Raw genomic sequence first — 25589 nt, 5'->3', positions numbered from 1 at the left:
CGGAGTTTTCTTGTTGCTGCCTATTCGTCGGGGAAGATCCCCGGCGAGGTAGGTTTTCCGTCGTCGAACCGGGCGAGGTAGTCGACGATAAGCTGACGGTTGACGGCGAAGCCCTTGTATTCGGCCAGTTCGTCGGGCAGGTCGCGGATGACGCGGTGCAGACGTCGGCCCCATTTCGGCACCGTCACCAGATCTTGCAGCGAGATCAGGTAACAGCGGATCGGAAAGGCCAGCCCGTTGGAGCGCGGCAGCCGGAAGAAGGTCTGCAACTCGACCCGCAGATATTGCTTTTCGCCGACATTTTCGGGCGTCAGCGTGCGCTTTTCGGGGCCCCATTTGTGGTAGTTCTCGGGGCTGGTATCCAGCCGCGGATTGACCGTCATCGTCCAGTTCAGCCGCCGCGACGGTGTGTCCTGCTGAATCGCCAGCAGGAATTTCAGCGCCCGCTGAAATATCCCCATCTCATGGGCCAGCGGCACCGGGGCGTGCCATTCGAAGAAATTCATGCCGATATCGAAATCCAGGCTCCAGTCGGCTTGGCTGGTGACCATTCCGGCCTCCATCCACAGATTGCCCTCGCGCTGATCGAGCAGCGCGAAATCGCCCTGTGCCTGCCGGGTGATGTATTCCATCGGGCCATATGGCAGCGTGGTCGGATCGAGGAAGGTGAACTTATGGTCGATCCCGAGCGGCCGGTTAATCCAGTGCCAGCGGTCGCCATCGCGGTGCAGGCTGAACAGCTCGGGATAGTCCTCTGCCTTGCACTCCATGATCAGTTCCAGCAGGTCCCAGCCTGCCAGTTCCATATGCGGCAGTGACTGGCAGCGCAGCGGATCCTCCTTCAGGGTAATCTCACGGTCCCGCATCTCGGCGACGTAATGCTCATCGACATCGAAGCGGTTCTCGAAGGGGCTGCCCTCGCGGCCCCCGGCATGCGGCTCCATGTTGACCGCATACATGTAGTCGTCCTTATCGAAGGGAAAGGGAAAGCGCCGGATCGCCGCAGGCGAATTGTGATAACTGTAATCGTCGCGGAAGGTCTCGTCGTTGAACTGGATGGTCATGGCAGCCTCCTGAATCGGGATGGGTGAGATGCGGCCCGGGGCTCCACCGCGTCGCCGGGTGGTTCTCGAACCAGTGGCGCACCACCCGACAACCCCGGGATATTTGCATGAAGCAGAACGGGCAGGTGATCGCGGAGCATGAGATTACCTGTTAATTATCAGTTCCTTGCCCCGGAACCGGGATACGCAGGGCATGATCTTCGCCTGTGAAGAATGCTCGTCTTCGGACAACCAGTGATCGTGATGCTCGATCCGGCCATGACACGAGACGACCTCGGTCTCGCAGCGCCCGCAGGCCCCGCCCCGGCAGCTCCAGTCGATCTCGACCTGCGCTTCCTCCAGCGCCTCCAGCAGGCTCTGATGCGGGCCGACCGTTATGGTGCGGCCCGAGCGTGCCAGTGTCACCTCGAAGCTGCGGCCCGGCGGCGGCGCCAGGAACACCTCTGAATGCAGCGAGCCGCGTGGCCAGCCCAGGCGCTCGGCGCATTGCGCCACTGCGGTGATCAGCCCCTCCGGGCCGCAGGTATAGACATGCGTGCCAATCGGCTGGCGGTCGAGGATCGCGCCCAGATCGATCCGGTTGCCCTCGTCCGAGATATGGGCGTGAATATGCGGCAAGCGTGGCAGCAACCGCAGACCGGCCGCCTCGCTGCGGGCTCTCGCTGCGTAATGGACCTCGAACCGGCCCTGCATTCGCAGAAGCTGCCGCATCTGGGCGAGGATCGGGGTGATCCCGATGCCTCCGGCGATCAGCACATGCTTGCGTGCCCGCATGTCCAGCGAGAACAGGTTCAGGGGCGCCGAGATGCGCAGCATGTCACCCTGCCTGACGCAAGCATGCATGAAGCGTGAACCACCCCGCCCGCCATCCTCGCGCCGCACCGCGATCTCGTAACCTGAACCATCCTGCGGATCGGAAATCAGCGAATAGGCATTGCGGCGCAGCACATCGCCGTCCGGCATCTCGACCACGACATGGGCCCCGCCCGAGAACAGCGGCAGTTTCGCGCCGCGCGGATGCTCGAAGCGAAAGCGCTTGACCAGCGGCGACAGCGCCTCGATCTCGGTGACGCGCAGCATCTCGGTGCTCATGCCTTGATCTCCTGTCTTGGGGGAATTTCGCCGGGAGTCTCGGCATCGACGCAGACGCCCTGGAAGGCCGCATGGCGGCGCGAATAGTGATCGCGCACGAATAAAGTCAGCCCGCAATGCGAACAGGTGAACGGATCGGTGGTGACATTCTCGGTGATGCCCTTGCAGTGGACGCATTGCATGCGCCGCGCAACGCTGCCGCGATGCTCGGCATCGATCGCCTCCAGCAGCATCCCCGCCGCCAACGCCTCCGAGGTCGCCTGACCGATCAGCCCCTCGGTGCCGGCAAGGTAAAGCCGGGTGTTCATCCCGGCATCGGCCAGCAGCTTGCGAAAGCGAGGCAGGATCGAGGCGTAGCTGGCAGCCTCGAAAAAACTCGCCGGGCCGCATGCCTCAAGTGACCGGCCCAGATCGCAGCCCTCCGGAATATAAATCATATAGGTATGGGGCAGCACCGATGGATCGGCCTTGATCAGCTCCAGCAACGCCTCGCCACCGGGACCGTTGGCGAGCATCAACGCGGGTACGGCACCATGCGATTTCAGCCCTCCATAGACCGGACGGCTGGCGATAGAAGGGGTGAATTTCGTGGCTGGCATCGGCTACATCCTTCCTGTCGGTCGGGCGGGGCGGTCTGATGCCGCCCTGTCGCCCGGAATATGGTTCATCCCTTCGCGGTGCGGCGCTTCTTGTCCGGGTCATAGAAGGGCATCGGATGGGCGACGGCGCGGATTTCGCCGCCCGAGTTCCGGATTGTCAGCTTCGTGCCCTCGACGGCGCAATCGACAGGCATCCGGGCGATGCCAACATTGTGCTCGTTCAGCGGGCTGTAGAAACCGATGGTAACGACGCCGACTTCCTTGCCGTCACGCAGGATCGCGGCGCCTTCCTCGGCCGCTTCGGTGCCCTCGAGCTTGACACCGTAAATCTTGAAGCGCTCCTTGCCCTGCAGGCGGTAATGCTCCTCGGCGCCGCGGAATCCCGTCTTGCCCTTCGAGACAGTGAAATCCAGGCCCAGTTCCCACAGCGTGTCGCCGCAGGACTCGTTCTCGAACGGGTATTTCTCGGAATTGTCGTATGGGAAGAACAGCAGATAGCTTTCCGCCCGCAGCAGGTCCAGCGTGGTGAAGCGGGTGGGGATGATGCCCATCTCGCGACCCTCGGTTGCGATGGTGTCCCAGATCTCGGGCGCATCCTGACGGCGGCAGAAGATCTCGTAGCCGCGCTCACCGGTATAGCCTGTGCGCGAAATGGTCACCGGCTTGCCGAACAGCGTAGTGTGGATATGGCTGAAATAGACCACATCGCGGATGCCCGGCACATGCTTTTCCAGGTAATCCACCGCCAGCGGCCCCTGCAGCGAGATGTCGTGCAGATCGTCATCAAACAGCACCGAGACATTGCGCCCGGTCGCCGCCATGGTCAGTTGTTCATGTCCCTGCCCCGCGCCATGCACGACCATGAAGCTGTGCGGCCCCATCCGGTAGACGACGCAGTCATCCACGAACTTGCCCGCATCGTTCAGCATGCAGCAATAGGTCGAACGGCCCGGTTTCAGCTTTTCGATATCCCGTGTTACCGCCCGATCAATCACATGGCTCGCATGCGGCCCGATCACGTGAACCTTCTTGAGCCCCGACACATCCATGACTCCCGCCTTGGTGCGGATCGCCATGTATTCCTCGAGCTGGTCCTTGTCATAGTTCCAGGCGGTTCCCATCCCGCTCCAGTCCTCGAGCTCCGAACCCAGGGCACGGTGCCGGTCGGCCAGGGCCGAAAATCTCCATGATGCTGTCATGATGTATGTTCCTCTCTCGCAATGCGCCTGATTTGGACCCGGCCTGGAGGTGCATCGCTCCGCCGGACCATGGATATCCATCCGGGATGGCAGCCCCGGTATTCCGTGTGAAACACGTCGAATGTCGCTTGGCGGAACCATTCAACGTGATCCGCTTGCCGGGCACGAAGGCCCGGATAGCCGTAACGGCCCATAACCATGTGATCGGCCACGATCTCGACCCCTCCCGATCGGTCCAACCAGTATGGAAAACTGGTTCAGTTGACTGAACCTATTACAACACGCAAAATTCCTCTTGAGCAATATTTTTTCTCAATAGGAACTTTATCGGTTGTTTTCTTGCGAATTTTTTGATCAGACGAAGACCAGATTCCCATTATGTGAAGAGGCGCGCCTTCGATATCCATCGCCAATGGGTCCATGTGGACGCCCGGAGAATGCGAATCAGCCGATACAGGATTAAAAATTGTTCTCAAAGAGAATATAATTTTCTTTGAAAGAATATTCAGGCCATGATAGCTTGCCCGAACGTTACAGGAGAGCAGGTCATGTATTACGCCGCTCAGCGCAAGCGATCACTCTATGAAGAGCTTGGCGGAGACGACGGGATTCGCAAACTGGTCGAAGAGTTTTACGACATCGTCGAACAGGATGAAGAGGCCCGGGATCTGCATTTCCTGCACCTGCAAGGGGCAGGAGTGGCCCATTCCAGACTGGAGCAATTCAACTATCTTTGCGGCTTCTTTGGAGGCCCGCAATATTACGTGATGAAGCACCGGCACGCGAGGCTCAGGGAAATTCACGAGCATGTCCCTATCGATGGCCGGATGCGCAATCTTTGGCTGAAATGCATGGAGAAGGCGATCCGGAATGTCGGCCTCGGCGAGGATCTTGCCCGCGTGTTGATGCACCATTTTACCACGGCGGCTGAAACCGCCAGGAACATGGACTAACCACGTTCGGCAACGATGCATCCGGGATCACGGATCCGCAGGCCGAGGTAACGCATCGGCCTTGGGCCTTGCCATCGCACCATCCACGCGTGGCGGGCCTCACGACTTCAAAATCAGGAAAGCGCCGCTGAGGATGGCGAAAGCCAATACGCCGAGACGCAGGGCGGGACCGCTGATATGGGCGTGAGTCATGCGCGAAAGGCCACTGCCGATCAGCACGGCGGGCATCAGCATCAGCGCGGCCGTCGCCTGCCCGATCTGGAACATTCCCATTGCGGCAAGAATGACCAGCGAGATAACCTCACCCACGAAAAAGCAGGTGGCAACGGTCGAGCGCAGTACCGGTCCCGGCGCATGCTGATACAGCAGCGCCAGAGGCGGCCCGCCGATGCCGGTCGCAGTTTCGGTAACGCCGGTAAACAGGCCGACGCCAAGCGCCGCCGGGCGGTTCGGATTGAATGGCGGTGACAACAGCGCCACGGCCGCGGCAATGATCGTGAACCAGCCGACCGCGAGCCCCAATTGGTGGGAGCTCAGCGCGGCCAGCATCCACAGTCCTGCAAAGGTTCCGAAAAAGCGCCCCAACGTAATCCAGCCGGTGCCCGGGCGATCTATCGCCACCCGTTCCCGCCAGGCCACATGGAAATTCAACGGCAACATCAGGATCAGCAGCGTGACAGGCAGGAATTCCGGTTGCAGGATGCCAAAGACCGGCGCCACGATCAGGGCAAAGCCGATACCGATAGCACCTTGGATGAAGGCCGCCGCCAATACGACGGACGAGAAAAGCAGGAACAGGCTGAATGTCACTTGGCGGCCCTTGGGCTGGTCAGGGCGCGGTGGCGCTCTGCGGTGGGGTGAATGCGGGTGATCGGTGCGCGGGCGATGGCCTCGGCGGTGGTTTCGCGGATCTCGGCCAGCAGGGCACGGGCGTCCCAGTCAATGGGCCAGCCCTGCCATAGCCGCAACCGGCCCTCGGTGAATACCGCGTCGATCTGGTCACGGTTGCCGTAGCGGACCAGTTCCCATGTCAGATCGTGAGAGGGGGTAAATTCCGGCCGGTCCAGATCGACCAGCAGAAAATCGGCGGCCAAACCCGCCGCGATACGCCCCGTAACCTTGCTCAAACCACTGGCATCGGCAGCCATGCCGGTCGCAGCCGCCAGCCATAGCCAACCGCCGCCGCAGGAACTGTCGCCGGACGCAAGCCCAAAGCCCGCACGCTGCAGGGTCTCGGCGGCATCCATCAATCGAAAACCATCAGCACGGGTGCCGTCGGTGCCCAGCCCAAAGCGCACCCCAAGGGCCGCCATCTGCAAGGCCGGCGCTATGGCATTACCTTTCCAGACCGAAGCGACCGGATTATAGGCCACCGCCGTGCCGGTGTCGCGCAGGATATTCAGCTCGGACGGAGTGATCAGCGTTGCATGCGCGATCAGCGCGTGCGGCCCGAGCGCACCGATATCGGCCAGATGTTCCAGCGGACGCCGACCATGGGCCAGCAATGATCGCTCGACCGCCACCAGATGCTCGTTCACATGGGTCTGAAAGATCGCCCCGGCTTCGCCAGCCAGCCGCGAAATTCCCGCCAGCATGCCATCGCTTCCGGCTTCTGGAATCGAGATCGCCAAGGACGGGTGAACCAGTGGCTCATTGTCGAAACGCGCCAGATGGTCCTTTGCGGCGGCAATGATCCGGTCAGGCGTAGGAATCTCCGCCGCACCGCCCAGATCATTGCAGATCAGCCCGACGACGGAACGCATGCCGGTTTCACGCGCCGCCTGCACCAACGCATCCAGATGTCCGGCCGAGCGCGTGCCCGCATCGACCGCAGACGTGAATCCACCCCGCAGACACTCCAATGCCGCCAGCTTGGAGGACAGGTAGACCATGCGCTGATCCAGGCTGCCTTCCAGAGGCACCCAGATACGCCGGAAGATCTCGGACGGCTCCCCGAAAACCAGTGATTTTCCAAGCGATTGTGTCAGATGCGTATGAGTGTCAATAAAACCGGGCATCATCAGGTGAGCGGGCAGATCGACACGGCGGATATCCTGATGGCGGATCGCGAGTTCCCTTACCGTGCCGATCTCGGCAAAGCTCCCGTCCCGGACCAATGCACCCATGCCGGATGCCGGCCCATCGTCAAGCAGCATTCGCCCGGGACAAAGCAGCAGATCGCCGGGTCGGGACAGAAGGTCGCGCAGTTCGTTCATCAGTGATTCTCCTGCGGGGTGGGTTCCGCGACGGGGCGGACATGCTGGAACAATGCGTTGACGAGCACCGCGGTGATGGTTCCGGCGGCCAGGCCGTTGCCGATGATCATCTGCGACCATTGCGGAAACTGGCTGTAGATGCCGGGCACGAGGATCGGCAACATGCCCATCGACAAACCGGCGGCCAGGGTGAACATCGCACCATGTTCGCGCAGATCCGTCCTGCGCAGCAGGTCAATGCCGATCACACCGATGATGGCAAAGACGATCACAGCCGTGCCGCCGATCACCGGTCCGGGCAGCGCCGTGGCCAGCCTTGAAATCGGCGCAAGCAGTGCGATCACGATCAGGATCACACCGGCTGCAGCGGTGACGTAGCGCGACTTGACATTCGTCGCGCGGACGATGCCGACATTCTCGCCCGAGGTGATGATCAGCGAGGTGCCGAGCATTCCGCCCAGAAGCGAGGCAACCGCATCGCCCCGGATCGTCCGCGGCACGATGCCATGGGCGTTTTCACGCCGGCCCACGATCTCGGCTGTCGCGATGGTTTGCCCCGTCGCTTCGGCCATCGAGATGATCGAAAAGACGATCAGCGGCAACGCAGCGATCACGTCAAATTTCGGCATGCCGAAAGGAAACAGCTGCGGCATAGCGATCAGCGGCCCGTCGGCAACGTTCGACATATCGATCTGTCCGAACATCGCCGCCAGGGCAGTCCCCGCGACCAGCCCCAGCATGACCGAGATGCGGCGCATGGTCCCGGTGAAGCCCCAGGCGAACAATACCGTCAGCGCGATCGTCGCCAGCGCAAGCCCGACATTCACCGGTGCGGCAAAACTCTCGGAACCGGGCTTGCCGGTGATCGTGCCGCCATAGATTCGTACCAGGTTGACCGCGACCAGAAGCAGCATGGTGCCCACGACGATCGGCGGAAAATAACGCAGCAGCCGCCGGAAAACCGGCAGCGCGACAAAATAGAAAACCGAGGTCATCAGCACCGCCCCTACCGCAGTCTGGATATCCGTCTGCGTGGCGATGGCAAGGAAGATGGCGATCGGCGCGCCTCCCGGCACCATGATGAAGGGCAGCCGTGCACCGAACCCGCCAGGGCCGAAACTCTGCAGGATCGAGCCCAGCCCGCAGATCAGAAAAGTGGCGCTGATGACACTGGCCGTCAGGGCGGGGTCGAAACCCAGGGTCTGCGCGACCAGAAAGACGGCGGTGATGGGCGAGGCGGCCATGACCAGTACATGCTGCAGCCCGAAAAGGATCAGGCTGCGGATGGGCAGAGCCTGATCGACGGGATCACCTTCCCGAAGCGAGGTTTCCATTGAAGACATCAGATATATTCCCTGTTGCGTCGTTTGTGGCGCGACCGTTTCAAACAATTGCACCATTACAAAACGTTTTGCGCAATCCAGCTTCTACCACGCGAATCGATTCGCGCAAAACGTTTTGGTAAATTCTTGCGGCCACTGTTGATTTTTCGGGAAGAGCAGTAAAGCTTGGAAGAATACCAGGCAGAACAGGGGCAGGTGTGCGCAAACCGACAATTATCGATCTGGCCAAAGCGGCCGGTGTCTCGCCGACGACGGTTTCCCATGCCTTCAGCGGCCGGCGGAAAGTCGATCCTGCAACTCGCGAACGGATCATCGCGCTGGCCGAAGAAATGGGCTACCGCCCCAACCAGGCCGCCCAGAGGTTGCGCAGCGGTCGGACCGGCACCATCGCGCTGGCCTCCTCCATGCCCTTTGCGGTGGCAGCCGGCGCGTCTCGTTTGGGTTTCCTGATGGAAATCGCGGCCTCGGCGGCAATGACCGCATTGACCCGCAACATGGCGCTGTGCCTGATTCCGCCGCTGGCACCCGGCAGCAATCTCGACAGCCTCGCCCTTGACGGTGCGATCGTGGTCGAGCCGGCCCGTGACGATCCCCTGATATCTCGGTTCGAAGCGCGGCACACACCTATTGTCTCGATCGGCAAGGTGCCCGGACGCGACGATATTCCCGCTGTCGATCTGCGTTCCGCCCAGACCGCGCGGTTGCTTCTGGATCACCTGTACCAGGCGGGCAGCCGACGCATCGGGCTCATCACAGGCGAGCGCCGCCGCACCTCTTACGAAGAGACCGAAGCCGCCTATGCGGAGTTTGCCGCGGCTCACGACATGCCGCAGGTCGCAGCAAGGCTGGACGAAACCGGCGGCGAGTCGCTGGCCGAGACCGAGACGATGCAGTTGCTGCGCCGCAATCCCGATCTTGACGGGCTGCTGGTTACCGTGGACGCCTTTGCCACCGGTGCATTAACCGCGCTGGCAGGTCTGGGGCGGCGCGTGCCACAGGATATCCGGCTTGCCACGCGCTATGATGGCCTTCGCGCGCGCCTGGCTCAGCCGCCTCTAACGGCGGTGGACCTGCATCTGGATCAGATCGCGAACATTGCTGTGGAGATGATTTTCGCACGGATCGAAGGCCGTGATCACACGATCGAGGCACCGATTGTGACGCTTCTTCCACGGCCTTCCAGCTTGCCTTGATCGTCCAGGCGGAGCCGTGCTCGAGGTGACGAAGAGCAACGATTTATTCATATTAACTTTATGTTCACCCATAGGTTGCCACCCCCGGATCTTGCAGATATCATTTTGAGCATTCTGACCTCTTCGCGACTTTTCATGGTCAATTTTGTTTCTGGGAGGCGGTAGTGCCGCACGACACGCGTTCACCGAAAATATGCCTTGCAGCCGTTGCGGCCTCTGTGCTGGCAATTGCAGTCGAAGTGGCAGGGGCGGAAGATGCAATGATCTACGACGGTCTCTCATGCGAAGCTGCAGCCGACCCGCTGCCGGGGCCTCTCGACTTGCTTTGCCAGGCCGTCGCCGATGAATTGGGGGACGATACGCACCTGTTCCGGCTTGTGCTGCTGTCCGCAAATAGTAACGGAATGCGCGCAAGATTGGATCGGCTCGAAGATGGGGCATCCCGGCCAGGGCCGGAGATCGAATTCTCGGTTATGGATCGCGAACTCGCGCCCCGGGACTACAGGAAATTCGCAGCTTCGCTTGTGCGGATTTCCCTGAACGAATGATTGATAACGCTAATGGTTTGGTGGAGCTTTCCTGATGTGTAATATCTGTGCCAATGTTCGCCCTTTTGATAGCCAGTGCTCCTACAAGGACCTGAGTGGCACATCGACAGGTGACGTATTGCAAGCCACGATCACCGAAACCGGAGATGCGCCTGCCAACACTTCGACCACTTATCGAATCGCGCCCGGTGATACGTTCCAGGGCAGCGTCGCGGACGGAGGAGATGATTGGATAGCCGTGTCCCTCGAGGCAGGAAAGACATTCGACATTTCCCTGACCGGCAGGACATTGCAAGATCCCTACCTGGAGCTTCGTGATGCGTCTGGCAGATTGATTGCAAGTAACGATGATAGCGGTGGTGAGTTGAACAGCCAGATCGTCTTTACGCCCAACTCCACCGGAACCTATTATATCAACGCCACTTCCTTTGGTTCAGGTTCCGGCAGTTATCAGCTTGCCGTCGATGAGGTGCGGCCGGCTTCCATGGGTGAACTGGCCGATTACCTGATTAATGGTTTTTGGGAAGATAACGGCAGTGCGGCGCGTTCCTTCGATGTTTCGGGCGACAATATCATTACCGTGAACCTGAACGGCCTGACGACCCAGGGAAGGCAACTTGCACGTGCTGCGATGGAGGCATGGTCGGCGGTTGGAGATCTCGAATTCCGGGAAAGCAGTGGCGCGGCGGATATCACCTTCGACGATGAGTATTCCGGAGCTTACGCGACCGCAACCACGACAGGCCGCTATACGAGCTCGGCAGAGATCAACATCTCCACCGAGTGGCTGGATACCTATGGCACGCGTATCGGCACATATTCCTTCCAGACATATGTGCACGAGCTGGGTCATGCGCTTGGCCTGGGTCACCAGGGGAATTACAATGGCAACGCAACATATGGCGTTGACGAGACCTTCGTGAACGATAGTTGGCAAGCCTCGATCATGTCCTATTTCTCGCAGACCGATAATACAACGATCAACGCGAGCTATGCCTTGCTCGGAACGATCATGCCTGCCGACATAATCGCCATTCAACGGCTATACGGCGCAGCAGACCAGAGCAGCCTGACCGCAGGCAGGACCGTTTACGGCATCAACCACACCCTGGGCAATAGTTGGCTGGGGCAGATCTTCACTGCACAGTCAGGCGGCAATGCCGCCATGGTCCAGAACGCAAGGAATATCGCCCTGACGATCCATGATGCGGGCGGATATGACGTCTTGGATTTCAGCAATGACACGGAGTCTCAGTATATTGACCTGATGGGTCGCGCAGCATCGAGCATCTATGGGCTGGATGGCAATCTGCAGTTTGCTCGTGCTACGGTCATAGAGGAATATCGCGCCGGTTCCGGAGCGGATGCCATTCTGGGTAATGACGCAAATAACCGTTTGTTTGGCAATGATGGCGCTGACCTGATCAATGGCGGTATAGGAAATGATAGTATTCGCGGTGGCGACCAATATGACACCATCTATGGCGGCAGTGGGAACGACACGGTTTGGGGCGGATATGGGCGCGATGTCATTCGGCTTCAGGATGGTAACGACATCTTCCACGACGATGGTCAGAACGATTGGAACGGGTATGACAATGCTGCGGGCGGCAACGGAAATGACACCCTGAACGGCGGTGGTGGCAATGACACGCTGCACGGTGACAATGACGCTGACCTGATCAATGGCGGTATCGGAAATGACAGTATTCGCGGCGGCAGCCAATACGACACCATCTATGGCGGCAGCGGGAACGACACCGTTTGGGGCGGATATGGGCGCGATGTCATTCGGCTTCAGGATGGTAACGACATCTTCCACGACGATGGTCAGAACGATTGGAACGGGTATGACAATGTCGCGGGCGGCAATGGAAATGACACCCTGAACGGCGGTGGCGGCAATGACATGCTGCACGGTGACAATGACGCTGACCTGATCAATGGCGGTATCGGAAATGACAGCATTCGCGGTGGCAGTCAATATGACACCATCTATGGCGGCAGTGGGAACGACACGGTCTGGGGCGGATATGGGCGCGATGTCATTCGGCTTCAGGATGGTAACGACATCTTCCACGACGATGGTCAGAACGATTGGAACGGGTATGACAATGCTGCGGGCGGCAACGGAAATGACACCCTGAACGGCGGTGGCGGCAATGACACGCTGCACGGTGACAATGGCGCTGACCTGATCACTGGTGGTATCGGAAATGACCGCCTGACTGGCGGACTCGGCGCTGATCTTCTTAATGGGGGCAGCGGCGCCGACATTTTCGTATTCAATAATATCGCGCATACCTCGCCAGGAGCCGATACGCGCGACATCATCAGGGATTTTTCCACAGACACTGACCGGATCGATCTAAGCGATATCGACGCGAACACCACCGTCAATGGCAATCAAGCTTTCAGATTCCTTGCCGACAACCCGCATAGCGGCGGCGGAGCAACCTTGCGTTTCGCTCATTCCAGCACAGGCAATACGCATATCTATGGGGATGTAGATGCCGACGGTCGAAGCGATTTCGAAATCATGCTGACCGGCAGACATAGCCTGACTGCGGATGACTTCATCCTTTAACAGGTTGTTTCCGTAATGGGCAGAGATCAGTCAAGTCTCGCTTTGTCGCGCGTCGCCAAACTCATGCTTTCGTTCATGGTCGACGCGCGGCCGCCACATCACTCCATCCAGTGAACTCCGAGCGCTTATCTGAAAAGCGTGCCGCATATCCGGGAATGCTTCACGAACAACCTGCCAAGGCACCGTCGCGGGTTCGCCCAAATGCAAGGCTGTCTTGAGCAATTTGCAGTTCATCAGGTTCAGTTGCGAGCTGCATCCTGCGATAACCGGGGACGCTGCCTTCGGACCTACTGGAATATTTGCATGAAGAAGAAGTGGACTGAGGTGAACTCGATCAAGCGCAAACTGCTCTAGCCATTCATTTTCACGAATCTCGGCAGCATTGCCGAGAAATCACGGCCGCGCCCGTCCTCCTGCTCCACGAATTGCTCGTAAAGTTGTTGAGCCAAGGCACCTATCGGTGTCTGCGCCCCCACGGATTGCGCCGCGGCCTGCGCAAGATTGAGATCCTTGAGCATCAACTCCGCCGCGAAGCCGGGCCTGTAGTCGTTGTCGGCGGGGGATTGCGGGCCGATCCCCGGGGCGGGGCAATAGGCATTCATCGACCAGCTGTAACCCGAACTGGTCGAGACCACGTCGAACATCTTTTGCCGGTCCAGCCCCAGTTTGTCAGCCAGCGCGAAGGCCTCGCAGGTGACGATCATGGTGGCGCCGAGGATCATGTTGTTGCAGATCTTGGCCGCCTGGCCGGCTCCGGCCTCGCCGCAATGGACAGCCTTCTGGCCCATGATTTCGAACAATGGCTGGACAGTGGCGAAAGCCGCACCGCTGCCGCCGACCATGAAGGTCAATGTGCCGTTCTGCGCGCCGCCGATTCCGCCCGAAACCGGCGCGTCAAGCGAACCCAGCCCCGCCGCCCGAGCTTGCGAGGCGACCACGCGGGCACTATCCACATCGACGGTCGAGCAGTCGCAGAACACCGCGCCCCGCTTCATCGCCGGGATGACCTGCTGTGCGACCGTTTTCAGGATTGCACCATTGGGCAGCATGGTAATGACCACATCCGCATCCCGGGCAGCTTCCGACGCACTGCCGGCGGCGTGGATTCCGGCAGGTACCGGCGCGGCTGTGTCGAATCCCGCAACATCATGCCCAGCCCCGGCCAGGTTGGCGGCCATCGGCGCACCCATGTTTCCCAAACCAATGAAGCCGATCCTCATGCCCGTTCCTCCCAAACCAATTCATTCTCGCCCAGAGGCGACAGCAACTCTTGCACATGCGCATCCGACGGATCCGCCGTCCATCGTGGCGCGCGGTCCTTGTCGATGATCTGGGCGCGGATGCCCTCAAGGAAATCGCTGTGCTCGGTTGCGCGCCAGGTAAAGCGATACTCGCGGCTCAGCGATTCCTGTATTCGCCGATCGCCTCGCGCTGCCCGAACCATAGCCAGTCCTGCTGCCATCGACAGTGGAGAATTACGACGAAGCGGCTCCAGCGCCCCCTCATCGCCAGTCTTTTCCAGTGCAGCCATGATATCAGATACGCTCCTTTCGCCAAAGGCAGAAAGGTCGCGACCGGCCAGGGGGGCCGAGACAGGAATCGGCCCGTTGATCCGTGCCACTTCGCCCGTTTCCTCCAGTAAAGAAATCAGGGCAGGCCATTCCTTTTCCGGGATATGGAGATCTGCAAGGCCTGCATGGATGGCGTCTTCCGGTCCGATCCGTGCCCCGGTCAGCGCCAGATATTCGCCGATCCGGCCCGGAGCGCGTCCCAGCAGCCATGTCCCGCCCACATCCGGGATCAGGCCGATACCCGCTTCGGGCATGGCGATACGCGTGCTGTCACCGACGATCCGGTGGCTGGCATGACCTCCCACACCGACGCCCCCGCCCATGACGAAACCCTGCATGAAGGCAATGATCGGCTTGGGATAATCCGCGATGGCAGCGTTCATCAGATACTCGTCGCGGAAAAACTCGCGCCCGATCCCGTGATCGCCTGCCAGCCCGGCGCGATAGACGGCGGCGATGTCACCGCCCGCGCAGAACGCCTTTTCTCCCTCGGCATCGATGACGATCAGGGCCACTTGCGGATCGTTCCGCCACTCGTCAAGCACGGCATGCAGATCCAGCGCCATCCGATGGCTCAGCGCGTTCAGCGCCTTCGGCCGGTTGAAGGTAATGCGACCCGCCCGGCCGGATTTGCGGATATTCAACTCGGTCAAGATTTACCCCCGTTCGGTCAGCATGGCACGGCCGATGATCAGCCGCATGATCTCGTTGGTGCCTTCCAGGATCTGGTGCACACGCAGATCACGGACGATCTTTTCAATGCCGTAATCGGCCAGATAGCCATAGCCGCCATGCAGCTGCAGGCATTGATTGGCAACCTCGAAGGCGCGGTCGGTGACATGAAGCTTGGCCATCGCGCAGAACTTGGTTGCGTCCGGGGCGCCGTTATCAAGTTTCCACGCCGCCTGACGCAGGAAGATGCGCGAGGATTGCAGGGCGGTCTCCATCTCGGCCAATCGGAACTGCAATGCCTGGAACTGGTCGAGTGATTTACCAAAGGCCTTTCGTTCGCCCATATAGGCCAGGGTCGCATCCAGCGCGGCCTGCGCGCCACCCAATGCCCCTGCCGAGATGTTCAGCCGCCCGCCATCCAGCCCGGCCATCGCATAGGTAAACCCCTTGCCCTCTTCGCCCAGCAGATTGTCATGCGACACCACGCAATCGTCGAACTGAACCTGTGCAGTGGGCTGTGCGCGCCAGCCCATCTTGTCCTCCAGCGCACCAAAGGACAGGCCCTTTGTGCCGCTCTCGACGATCACCGTGCTGATCCCTTTCGGCCCGTTATCGCCGGTGCGGACCATCGTGACATAGGCATCCGAATAAGTGCCGCCCGAGATAAACGCCTTGGTTCCGTTCAGGCGATAACCCTCATTGGTTCGTTCGGCTTTTGTCCGCAGGGCGGCGGCGTCCGAACCGCTGCCGGGCTCGGTAAGACAATAGCTGAACACCTTCTCCATGCTGCACAGGTCGGGGAGCCAGCGCGCCTTGGTGTCATCACTGCCGAACTTGTCGATCATGCCACCGCACATATTGTGGATCGACAGGAAGGACCCGACTGCCGGGCAGGCCATCGCAAGGGCCTCGAAAACCAGCGTGGCATCAAGGCGTGAAAGCCCCGAGCCGCCATATTCCTCGCTGACATAAAGCCCGCCAAAGCCAAGCTGGGCGATCTCGGCCCATAACTCACGGGGTATCGTGCCCGCTGCCTCCCATTCGCGTGCGTGGGGCGCGATGCGGGTCTGGCCGAAATCGCGTGCCATCTCGAATATGGCTAGCTGTTCTTCGCTCAGCGCGAAATCCATGTGCTGTTCCCCCCCTCAGCCCCGGAAATTGACGGTTCGTTTAATATCCGAATCTTGCAGGAGTGTTGCAAGACCGCTTTCCGTGCGCCCCAGTTCCCCCTTGCAGTATCCGCACACCGATCCCTGTTATCGTCCCCACGCCTATCACCGAAGCTCAGACAGCAAGCTGATTCGCCCGCCTTGCGATCAATTCAATACCCGCGGGGATATCCCGTTCGATTATCGAGGAATAACCCAACCGAAAATATGGGCAGACCGGCGGCGGTGTTTCGAAGAACACCTCTCCGGGTTCGATAAGAACACCGTCAGGCCGCAACTGCTCGGCCAGATCGGCGCTATCCACATGTTCCGGCCCCTTGATCCACACGCTGGAGCCGCCCGATGCAGGTGCCCCGGCAATCGTCAGCGATGTGCGGCGCAACGCCTGCTCCAGCGCCGTCCGGCGGTTTTTCAGCGCCTCGCGTAAACGGACGATATGTGCGTCGTAATGGCCCAATGCGAGGAAATAGGCCGTAATGCGCTGCAAATGACTGGGAGGATGGCGCAGCATCATCGAGCGTAGGGCACGTGCCTGGGTAATCAACGCCGCCGGGCCGACCATGTAACCGATGCGCAATCCCGGAAACAGAGATTTCGAGAAACTGCCCAGATAGATGACCCGCCCGGTATCGTCGAGCGATTTGAGCGCGGGCGCGGGAGGGGCGAGATAGGACATCTCGAAATCGTAATCGTCCTCGATGATGAGAAAGTTCTGCCCGCCCGCCCGCGCTATCAGGTCCTTGCGGCGGGCCAGCGGCATGGTGGCGCCGGTCGGGATGTGATGGCTGGGTGTGACGATGACCAGACGGGTATTTTCCGGCAACTCCGCCGGGTTCAGCCCCATCCCGTCGACCGGCAGGAAGATCGTCGGGCTTTGCGCCCTCCGCAAGGTTTCCGCGAAATCGGGATAGCCCGGTTCCTCGGTCACGGCCAGCCGATCCGCGCGGCCTAGCAATTCGACCGCCAGAAACAGCGCGTTCTGTGCCCCCATCGTGACCAGCACCTCTTCGGGCTGGGCGTGGATGCCACGCCGAGGCAAGGTGTTCGAGCAGATGTAATCCACCAGCAGCGGATCGTCTGCCCCGTATTGATCGGCGGCCAATGCGGCGAAATCGCGAGTGCCCAGGGCACGCCGGGCGCAGTCCCGCCAGGCACTATGATCGAACAGGTCCGGATCTGCCTGACCATAAATAAAGCGGTAACGAAAATCGCGCCAGTTCGCGGGCTTTCGGATAACCCGGCGCGGCAGACGATGGTCGGAAAGCCAGTCCCGCCAATCGGGCGGCTGTCCTGTCTGACGAGTCCCGGATACGCGCAGCCGGCGATGCGGAACCGTAGCCGCGACCGCGATACCGGACCGCGGGAGGGTCTCCAGATATCCCTGGCTGACCAGTTCCTGATAGACCAGCGTGACGGTCATTCGCGATATGCCAAGCGATCTGGCCAACAGTCTGCTGGATGGCAGCCGCGTACCCGGACGGGCACGGCTTTCCAGGATGGCCCGGACGATGGCGGCCATGAGACGCCCCTGCAATGTCGGCGCCTCATCTTCACGCAGAAAGATGGTTTCGACGGGAATCCGGCTGCTCATCTGGACCTATGTTCTATTCTATCTGGACATATCCCTGAATCGCATCTGCTGCAACATTCCGCCGGGTCAAGCGACCACAGCCAATGTGGCCATCCATGCACAGGGAGAATTCCGATGACCTACCTGACCCGCTTTCTGACAGGAACTGCAATAAGCCTTGCGCTGGCCCTGCCCGCCGCCGCAGCCGAGTATCGTATCGCCGTGGGCGATGGTGCGGGCGGCACGCAAGAAGCGCTCGGCAAGGCCTTCATTGCAGCCTTGGAAAAGGAATCCGGCGGCGAGATGACCGGCAAGCTGTTCCTGAATGGCCAGCTTGGCGACGAGCAGGATACAGTAACCGCTGCCGCCACGGGCACGCTGGATTTCTCGATCCTCGCCATCAACAATATTACCCCGTTCTCGCCTTCGGTTGGCGCACTGACATTGCCCTATGTGATCCTCAGCCAGGATGACGCCGAAAAGATCACGCAGGGCAAAATCGGCCAGCAGATGATTGACCGGACCATCGAGGATGCCGGCGTGCGCATCATCGGTTGGGCCTATTCCGGTTTCCGGGTGCTGAGCAATTCCAAGAAGCCGGTCTCGAGCGTGGAAGATCTGCAGGGTCTGGTGATTCGTGTTCCCAAGAACGAGATCATGATCGAAACCTATAAAAGCTGGGGCATCAACCCGACGCCGATGGCTTGGGGAGAGACCTTCGCCGCGCTTCAGCAGAAGGTGGTGGATGGTCAGGACAATCCCTACATGACCATTTATTCGATGAAGTTCGACGAAGTGCAGAAATATATCACCAATCTGCGCTATATCTTTTCCATCGAACCCCTGATCGTCAGCGAGGCCCTGTTCGAAGGCCTGAGCGAAGAGGAACAGCAGCACATCCTGGCCGCCGGAGAGGCCGCGACGCAGGCCTCGGCAGAGTTCCTGCGCAGTGAGGAGACCAAGATCCGCGACGAACTCGTTTCGCGGGGGATGGAGATCACCGATCCGGCAGATGACGAGAAGGAGTTCATGGAACTGGCCACCACCAATGTCTGGCCGAAATTCTATGAGCAGATCGGCGGCAAGGAGGCCCTGAACCAAGTGCTGACCGCGCTCGATCGTCCGGCCATCGAATAAGGCACAGTGGCGGCGCATAGCCGCCAGCACCTTGCTCCAGATTCACCCTTAACCGCAGCCCCCTTCAGGAGGCCCGTTATGCCTGCGCTCTGGTCGTTTCTCGACAAGTTCGAAAGCCATGTCTGCCGTATCCTGCTGGCCGTTTTCGTGAGCCTGCTTTTCGTGCAGATCGTCGCCCGCCAGTTGTTCGGCTTTTCGATCACCTGGATCGAAGAGCTCTCGGTCATACTGTTCGTCTGGTTCGCGTATTTCGGAGCGTCCTATGCCGCCCGCATTGCCGCCCATAACCGGGTTTCCTTCCACCTGAACGCGATGTCGCGACATAAGGCAAGGATCATCGAGGCTGCCGGAGACCTGTTCTGGATCGCCTTCAACATCGTTTTCATCTGGCACTCGATCGAGTTCATCAGCCGTCTCAAGCCTTTCGTTAAGGCCCAGACCCTGGGGTGGGAGATGCGCCATGTCTATCTGGCGCTGCCCATCGCCTTCGCGCTGATGACGCTTCGCATCTTGCAGGTGAACTATCTCAAGCTGATCCGCGGTGTCGATCCGCGCGACCCCGACCGCGTCGAGGTCGATGACATGATCGAACTGGCACAGAACGAACAACGCGCCTTCGACCGGGAGAAGCGCTGATGGACAACCTGCTGATCGAAATCCTGTTCGGCGCGTTCTTCGGGCTGCTGGTCCTTGGCGCCCCCATCACCGTGGCCCTTGGTGTGTCATCACTCATCGCGATGATCTATCTGGGCGACAACCCGATCAAGATGGTGCAGATGGCATGGTCCTCGGTGGGATCGTTCCCGCTGATGGCCTTGCCCGCCTTCATCCTCGCTGGCGCATTGATGGAGGCCGCCGGCCTGTCCCGCCGCCTGATCGCCGTGGCCGAAAGCCTTGCCGGGCCATTCACCGGCGGGTTGTCGGCAGCCACCATCATCGCCTGCCTGTTCTTCGGCGCCATCTCGGGATCCGGCCCCGCCACCACTGCCGCCGTGGGCATGCTGATGATCCCCGCCATGGCGCGTCAGGGTTACGGGCCAGGCTATGCGGCGTCCGTCACCGCTGCGGCGGGTGGCCTGGGCATCATCATCCCTCCCTCGATCCCGATGGTCATCTACGGCATCTCGGCGATGGGGATGCAGCCCGATCCGGCAGCCATCGAGGCGCATGGCACCTTCCAGTCCGTCTCGATCTCGAAGCTCTTCATCGCCGGCTTCCTGCCCGGCGTAGTGATGGCGGGCGGGTTGCTGGTGATGAACTATATCCGCTGTCGGGTTCGTGGTTTTCACGGCTCGGACGAACCGCTATCGCTGCGCAAGGTCGTTTGCGCCTGTTATCACGGCTTCTGGGCGCTGCTGGCGCCGATTGTGATCCTCGGCGGGATTTACAGCGGCTATTTCACCCCGACCGAAGCCGCCATCGTGGCGATCTTCTACACGCTTTTCGTCGGTATCGCCATTTATCGCGAGCTGGATCTGCGCGAGATGATCAAGGCGCTCGACACGACGACATGGCTGTCGGGACGCGTGCTGCTGGTGCTGTTTACCGCCACGATCTTTGGCCGCATCCTGGTCGAGAACAACATTCCAGGCGTCATTGCCGGTGGAGTGCTCAGCCTGACCACCAACATTTACGCGATCTGGGCGATGGTCATCGCAATGCTGCTGATCGTCGGCATGTTCATGGAGACGCTGGCCGCGATCATGATCCTCGTGCCGGTGATGCTGCCGGTCGCCTATATGGTCGGCATCGATCCTATCCATTTCGGGATCGTCATGATCTGCACCCTCTCGGTCGGCTTCCAGACCCCGCCATTGGGCGAGAACCTGTTCATCGCCTCGGGCATATCGGGCGTCTCGATAGAGCGGATCAGCCTGCGCGCGATCCCCTTCGCCATCGCCTCGGTCACCGCAATCTTCATCATCGCCTGTTTCCCGGCCCTTGCCCTGTGGCTGCCGCGGATGCTGGGCTATTAAGCAAGGAGTATCCCATGTCCCGCAAACTGACCGCCGAGGATCTGAAGGCCACTTTCGACGCCTTCAACCGCCACGATATCGATGGGGTGATGACCCATTTCGCCGAGGATTGCGTGTTCTATACCGTCGCGGGTGACCACGAATACGGCAACAAGATCGAGGGGCGCGAGGCCATCGCCAAGGCCTTCGAGGGCGTCTGGACCGCGATGCCGGACGTGCAATGGGCCGAACACAGCCACTTTATGTCCGAAGACGGCACGCGGGGCGTTTCGCAATGGACCTTCCGCGCCACCAATCCCGACGGCACGCGGACCGAGGTGCAGGGCGCGGACCTGTTCCGCATCCGCGACGGCCGGATCGTCGAGAAACAGGCGATCCGCAAGCAACGCCCAGCAGTCCCGGCGAAGTGAGACGATCATGCAGATGATCGATAACCGTCCGGGATCGAAGCCCTTCGATCCATTCTACGACCCGATGACCGCGCGCGCGCTTGGTCCGGGCAGCGATTACGCGCCGACCTACTGGATCGGGACCGCCGGTGCCGCGCCCGAGGATGATGGCCCGGTCAAGGCCGATATGGATGTGGATGTCGCGGTGATCGGTTCGGGCTATACTGGGCTTTCGACCGCCATCCATCTGGCCAAGAATCACGGCATCAAGGCCACGGTGCTGGAGGCCAACGGCGTGGCCTATGGCTGCTCGACCCGCAATGGCGGGCAGGCGCAGATCAGTTCGGGACGACTCAAGCGCAGCCAGTGGATCAAGCGTTGGGGGCTGGATGTCGCCAGGGGCCTGCATGCCGAGATTGTCGAGGCATTCGAGCTATTCCGCGGCCTGATCCGCGATCACGGCATCGCCTGCGAGCCGCAGGATGGCGGGCATTACTACATCGCCCACAAGGCGTCGGTGATGCCCGTGCTGGAGGCGGAGGCCACGCTCTTGCGCGACAGCTTCGGCTATGGCGCCCGGATGCTCACCCGCGACGAGTTGCACGAGACTGTCGTGCGCGACATGGAGGCGCATGGCGCGATGTGGGAGCCCGATGGCGTCGGCATCCACGCGGCCAAGCTGGCTTTCGGCTATCTGCGGGTGGCGCGGGAACTGGGTGCGAGGGTGCATACCGACAGCCCGGTGCAAGGCTGGGAGTTCAGGGATGGCGTGCATCATCTGCGCACGCCCGGCGGCACGGTCCGTGCCCGGCGCGTGGCGGTGGCGACGGCAGCCTATGCCCCCCGCAACCTGCATCCGAGACTGAAGGACCGGCTGATGCCGATCATGTCGAACAGCGTCGTGACCCGCGAACTGACCGGGGACGAACTGGAATCGGTGGGTATCCGCCGCCTGTCGCCGCTGACCGATACCCGCACGCTGCGGCATTACTATCGGCTACTGCCCGACAACCGGTTGCAGATCGGCTCGCGCGCGGCGATCACCGGGAAGGACGCGGCCAACCCTGCGCATCTCAACGCGTTGTGCGAGGGGATGGCGCGGAAATTTCCGGCCCTGCGCGGAATCGAACTGGATTACAGCTGGTGGGGTTGGGTCGATGTCAGCCATGACATGATGCCCCGGATCACCGGCATTCCCGACCTGCCGGGCGCGTTCTATGCGCTTGGCTATGGCGGCAACGGGGTCATGTATTCCGCCATGGCCGGTCGCCGGATGGCGCAACTGGTCGCGGGGGAACGGGTCCCGAACCTGCCGATTTTCAACAACGAATTGCCTCACGAGGGCTGGAAGACGCCGTTCCGGCGGCTTGGCCAATGGGGTCTCTATCACCTCTATCACTTCCGCGACGAGCGTAATTAAGGAGCGACGCCGATGAAAATGACCACCGAAGAAGCTTTCGTCAAAGTCTTGCAACTGCATGGGATCGAGCACGCGTTCGGGATCATCGGTTCGGCGATGATGCCGGTCAGCGACCTGTTTCCCAAGGCGGGAATCAAATTCTGGGATTGCGCGCATGAGACCAATGCCGGGTTGATGGCTGACGGGTTCACCCGTTCGACCGGCAAGATGTCGATGGCGATTGCCCAGAACGGCCCCGGCGTGACCGGCTTCGTCACCCCGGTCAAGACCGCCTATTGGAACCACACTCCGCTATTGCTGGTCACGCCGCAGGCGGCGAACAAGACCATCGGCCAGGGCGGTTTCCAGGAGATGGAGCAGATGCGGCTTTTCGCCGATTGCGTCTGTTATCAGGAAGAGGTCCGCGACCCGAGCCGCATCCCCGAGGTTCTGAACCGGGTGATCATGCAGGCATGGCGCAACTCTGCCCCCGCGCAGATGAACATCCCACGCGACATGTGGACCCAGGTGATCGATGTCGATCTGCCGCAGGTCGTCGCCTTCGAGCGCCCGGCGGGCGGCGAAAACGCGGTGGCCGAGGCAGCAAAGCTGCTGTCCGAAGCCAGCTTCCCGGTGATCCTGTCTGGCGCGGGCGTGGTGCTGTCCGGCGCGATCCCCGATCTGGTCAAACTGGCCGAGCGGCTGGATGCCCCGGTTTGCAGCAACTACCAGCATAATGACAGTTTCCCCGGTTCGCACCCGCTGGCCATGGGTCCTCTGGGCTATAATGGATCGAAAGCGGGGATGGAGATCATCGCGCGTGCCGATGTGGTGCTGGCACTCGGCACGCGGCTCAACCCGTTTTCGACCCTGCCAGGCTATGGCATCGATTACTGGCCGAAGGATGCCAAGATCATCCAGGTCGATATCAATGCCGACCGGATCGGGCTGACCAAGAAGGTCACGGTGGGCATTCAGGGCGATGCGGCCAAGGTCGCGCGCGGCATCATGGCGCAACTGACCGCCAACGCCGGAGATGCGGGCCGGGCCGAACGCCGCGATCTGGTGGCGCAGACGAAATCGCGTTGGGCGCAGGAGCTCTCCAGCCTCGACCATGAGGATGACGATCCCGGCACCGAATGGAACGCCGGCGCGCGCGAGCGCGATGCCGATCTGATGAGCCCCCGTCAGGCATGGCGGGCGATCATGCAGGCTGTGCCGAAGGAAGCCATCGTCAGTTCGGATATCGGCAATAACTGCGCCATCGGCAACGCCTATCCCAGCTTTGAGGCGGGCCGCAAATACCTGGCGCCTGGCCTGTTCGGCCCCTGCGGCTACGGCTTTCCGGCGATTCTCGGCGCCAAGATCGGCAATCCGGACACCCCGGTGATCGGCTTTGCCGGCGACGGCGCCTTCGGCATCTCGATGAACGAGATGACCGCCTGTGGGCGCGAGGACTGGCCGGCGATTACCATGGTGATCTTCCGCAACTACCAGTGGGGCGCGGAAAAGCGGAATACGACGCTGTGGTATGACAACAATTTCGTCGGCACCGAACTCGATCGCGGCACTTCCTATGCGAAGATCGCCGAGGCCTGCGACGCACGCGGGGTGCAGGTCAGGTCGCGGGAGGAACTGACCCATGCGTTGCACGATGCGGTCGAACGCCAGATGAAGCAGGGCGAGACCACTTTCATAGAAGTGCTGCTGAACCAGGAACTGGGTGAGCCGTTCCGCCGCGATGCGATGAAGAAGCCCGTGGTGGTGGCCGGAATCGACCCCGCTGATATGCGCCCACAGCGTGGTGCCGCGTAGAACGACCCATGCAATTCAGCCCGGCGGCAACTGCTCCGCCGGGTCTTTCCGTCCCGCAGGAGTTTCCGAATGACCCCCAGCCTTGTCATGCGCCTGTCCAGTGCCTCGGCACTGAAGCCGATGTTTCCGGGCTTCGCCGTCGCCGTTCTCGTGGCGATCACCGCGCAATTCCTGTCCGAGCATTATGGCGCACCTGCCATGCTGCTGGCACTGCTTCTGGGGCTGGCGCTGAACTTCCTCGCCGAAGAGGGAGCCCGCACCGCGCCAGGGATCGAGTTCACCGCCCGCACCGTCCTGCGCTTGGGGGTGGCACTGCTGGGCGCGCGGATCAGTGTGGACATGCTGGCCGGGCTTGGCGCGCCTGCCATCGCGCTTGTCGTCGCAGGGGTGATCCTGACAATACTCTTTGCGCTGCTGGTGGCTCGGTTTGTCGGGCGCCGCTGGCGCTTTGCGCTGCTGACCGGCGGTTCGGTCGCGATCTGCGGCGCCTCGGCGGCGATGGCCATTGCCGCCGTCCTGCCACGGCACGAAAAATCCGAACGCGACCTGGTCTTTACCGTTCTGTCGGTCACGGTTCTGTCGACCGTTGCGATGGTGCTTTACCCTATGCTTGCGCAACTGTTCCAATTCGACGCACGCGATTCCGGCGTCTTTCTGGGCGGCACCATCCATGACGTGGCCCAGGTAGTCGGTGCGGGGTTCTCCATCGGCCCCGAGACCGGAGAGACTGCCACGCTGGTCAAGCTGATCCGGGTCTCGATGCTGGCGCCGGTGGTGTTGTGCTTTTCGCTGGTCATCCGGCAGAAAGGGCTTGCCGATGCTGATTCCGGAAACAGACCGCCCCTGTTGCCGGGATTCGTTCTTGGCTTCCTTGCCCTGGCGGTGCTGAACTCGATTGGACTCATCCCGGCGATGCTTGCCGAATGGGCCGGGACCCTCAGCCGGTGGGCCCTGCTGATCGCCATTGCCGCGGTGGGCATCAAGACCTCGCTTGGCCGGATGGTCGAAGTCGGAGCGGGAGCGATTGGCCTGATGGTGGCCGAAACCGTCTTTCTCGGTGCCTTCATCGTCACTGGCCTGCATTTCCTGGGATAGAT

At 61.0% G+C, this 25589-nt stretch carries 22 protein-coding genes; 11 read left to right on the top strand and 11 right to left on the bottom strand.

All coding sequences use genetic code 11. The features are described 5' to 3' along the window. Window positions 1-20 precede the first annotated feature (20 nt). The 4 genes from C9E81_RS19625 to C9E81_RS19610 form a co-directional block, all read right to left on the bottom strand. Window positions 21-1064 carry a heme-dependent oxidative N-demethylase family protein gene (locus tag C9E81_RS19625; protein ID WP_122114059.1) on the bottom strand — a complete coding sequence of 348 codons (1044 nt, stop codon included), beginning with the start codon at window positions 1062-1064 and terminating at the stop codon, window positions 21-23. 144 nt (window positions 1065-1208) lie between these two features. Continuing rightward, window positions 1209-2156 (bottom strand): PDR/VanB family oxidoreductase, encoded by a 948-nt coding sequence (locus C9E81_RS19620; protein ID WP_122114058.1) that lies wholly within the window; start codon window positions 2154-2156, stop codon window positions 1209-1211. Beyond that, window positions 2153-2755, bottom strand: coding sequence for a dimethylamine monooxygenase subunit DmmA family protein (locus C9E81_RS19615; protein ID WP_122114057.1), 603 nt, complete (start codon window positions 2753-2755; stop codon window positions 2153-2155). The genes C9E81_RS19620 and C9E81_RS19615 overlap by 4 nt, the downstream gene beginning before the upstream one ends. Before the next feature lie 65 nt (window positions 2756-2820). Continuing rightward, window positions 2821-3954 (bottom strand): aminomethyl transferase family protein, encoded by a 1134-nt coding sequence (locus tag C9E81_RS19610; RefSeq protein WP_122114056.1) that lies wholly within the window; start codon window positions 3952-3954, stop codon window positions 2821-2823. Between the two features lie 548 nt (window positions 3955-4502). Here C9E81_RS19610 and C9E81_RS19605 point away from each other — a divergent pair. Further along, window positions 4503-4907: a group II truncated hemoglobin gene (locus tag C9E81_RS19605; RefSeq protein ID WP_122114055.1), complete on the top strand. Its 405-nt coding sequence runs from the start codon at window positions 4503-4505 to the stop codon at window positions 4905-4907. Window positions 4908-5006: 99 nt separating this feature from the next. Here C9E81_RS19605 and C9E81_RS19600 read toward each other — a convergent pair whose 3' ends face one another. The 3 genes from C9E81_RS19600 to C9E81_RS19590 are packed head-to-tail and all read right to left on the bottom strand — an operon-like array spanning window position 5007 to window position 8466. Continuing rightward, window positions 5007-5717, bottom strand: a complete 711-nt coding sequence (locus tag C9E81_RS19600) for a sulfite exporter TauE/SafE family protein (protein ID WP_122114054.1) — start codon at window positions 5715-5717, stop codon at window positions 5007-5009. After that, entirely contained in the window at window positions 5714-7123 is a 1410-nt protein-coding gene (locus tag C9E81_RS19595; RefSeq protein WP_122114053.1) for an amidohydrolase family protein, read from the bottom strand. Before C9E81_RS19595 ends, C9E81_RS19600 begins: the two co-directional genes overlap by 4 nt. Further along, the gene (locus tag C9E81_RS19590; RefSeq protein ID WP_243698730.1) at window positions 7123-8466 is read right to left on the bottom strand and encodes a uracil-xanthine permease family protein; all 1344 of its coding nucleotides are present in this window, start codon (window positions 8464-8466) and stop codon (window positions 7123-7125) included. Before C9E81_RS19590 ends, C9E81_RS19595 begins: the two co-directional genes overlap by 1 nt. A 197-nt stretch (window positions 8467-8663) precedes the next feature. On the opposite strand from C9E81_RS19590, the gene C9E81_RS19585 reads away from it, so the two are divergent. From C9E81_RS19585 to C9E81_RS19575, 3 genes are all read left to right on the top strand, one after another. Beyond that, on the top strand, window positions 8664-9659 hold the full coding sequence (locus C9E81_RS19585; RefSeq protein WP_122114052.1) for a substrate-binding domain-containing protein: 996 nt from the start codon (window positions 8664-8666) through the stop codon (window positions 9657-9659). 260 nt (window positions 9660-9919) lie between these two features. Beyond that, on the top strand, window positions 9920-10207 hold the full coding sequence (locus C9E81_RS19580) for a hypothetical protein (RefSeq protein WP_122114051.1): 288 nt from the start codon (window positions 9920-9922) through the stop codon (window positions 10205-10207). Between the two features lie 34 nt (window positions 10208-10241). Then, window positions 10242-12794, top strand: a complete 2553-nt coding sequence (locus tag C9E81_RS19575; protein ID WP_122114050.1) for a M10 family metallopeptidase C-terminal domain-containing protein — start codon at window positions 10242-10244, stop codon at window positions 12792-12794. A gap of 350 nt (window positions 12795-13144) precedes the next feature. Here the strand turns inward: C9E81_RS19575 and mmsB are convergent, their stop codons facing one another. From mmsB to pdxR, 4 genes are all read right to left on the bottom strand, one after another. Further along, window positions 13145-14014 carry a 3-hydroxyisobutyrate dehydrogenase gene (mmsB, locus tag C9E81_RS19570; protein WP_122114049.1) on the bottom strand — a complete coding sequence of 290 codons (870 nt, stop codon included), beginning with the start codon at window positions 14012-14014 and terminating at the stop codon, window positions 13145-13147. After that, a complete protein-coding gene (locus C9E81_RS19565) occupies window positions 14011-15018 on the bottom strand; it encodes an enoyl-CoA hydratase/isomerase family protein (RefSeq protein ID WP_122114048.1) in 1008 nt (335 codons plus the stop codon). The genes mmsB and C9E81_RS19565 overlap by 4 nt, the downstream gene beginning before the upstream one ends. Before the next feature lie 3 nt (window positions 15019-15021). Continuing rightward, on the bottom strand, window positions 15022-16167 hold the full coding sequence (locus C9E81_RS19560; protein WP_122114047.1) for an acyl-CoA dehydrogenase family protein: 1146 nt from the start codon (window positions 16165-16167) through the stop codon (window positions 15022-15024). 154 nt (window positions 16168-16321) lie between these two features. Continuing rightward, entirely contained in the window at window positions 16322-17797 is a 1476-nt protein-coding gene (gene pdxR, locus C9E81_RS19555; protein ID WP_122114046.1) for a MocR-like pyridoxine biosynthesis transcription factor PdxR, read from the bottom strand. Between the two features lie 114 nt (window positions 17798-17911). Between pdxR and C9E81_RS19550 the strand changes: the two genes are divergently transcribed. The 7 genes from C9E81_RS19550 (at window position 17912) to C9E81_RS19520 (ending at window position 25587) form a co-directional block, all read left to right on the top strand. Then, window positions 17912-18913, top strand: a complete 1002-nt coding sequence (locus C9E81_RS19550; RefSeq protein WP_122114045.1) for a TRAP transporter substrate-binding protein — start codon at window positions 17912-17914, stop codon at window positions 18911-18913. Between the two features lie 78 nt (window positions 18914-18991). Next, window positions 18992-19549, top strand: a complete 558-nt coding sequence (locus C9E81_RS19545; RefSeq protein WP_122114044.1) for a TRAP transporter small permease — start codon at window positions 18992-18994, stop codon at window positions 19547-19549. Continuing rightward, window positions 19549-20889: a TRAP transporter large permease gene (locus C9E81_RS19540; protein ID WP_122114043.1), complete on the top strand. Its 1341-nt coding sequence runs from the start codon at window positions 19549-19551 to the stop codon at window positions 20887-20889. Before C9E81_RS19545 ends, C9E81_RS19540 begins: the two co-directional genes overlap by 1 nt. A gap of 14 nt (window positions 20890-20903) precedes the next feature. After that, window positions 20904-21299, top strand: coding sequence for a nuclear transport factor 2 family protein (locus tag C9E81_RS19535; protein ID WP_122114042.1), 396 nt, complete (start codon window positions 20904-20906; stop codon window positions 21297-21299). 7 nt (window positions 21300-21306) lie between these two features. Then, window positions 21307-22698: an NAD(P)/FAD-dependent oxidoreductase gene (locus C9E81_RS19530; protein WP_122114041.1), complete on the top strand. Its 1392-nt coding sequence runs from the start codon at window positions 21307-21309 to the stop codon at window positions 22696-22698. A gap of 12 nt (window positions 22699-22710) precedes the next feature. Further along, window positions 22711-24492: a sulfoacetaldehyde acetyltransferase gene (gene xsc / locus C9E81_RS19525; RefSeq protein WP_122114040.1), complete on the top strand. Its 1782-nt coding sequence runs from the start codon at window positions 22711-22713 to the stop codon at window positions 24490-24492. A gap of 69 nt (window positions 24493-24561) precedes the next feature. Next, entirely contained in the window at window positions 24562-25587 is a 1026-nt protein-coding gene (locus C9E81_RS19520) for a YeiH family protein (RefSeq protein WP_122114039.1), read from the top strand. The last annotated feature ends 2 nt before the right edge of the window (window positions 25588-25589 follow it).

It is taken from the genome of Paracoccus alkanivorans (genome assembly GCF_003697785.1).
Taxonomy (GTDB): Bacteria; Pseudomonadota; Alphaproteobacteria; order Rhodobacterales; family Rhodobacteraceae; genus Paracoccus; species Paracoccus alkanivorans.
Note: the sequence above shows the minus strand (reverse complement) of the source record. Positions and strands in the feature narration are given on the sequence as shown.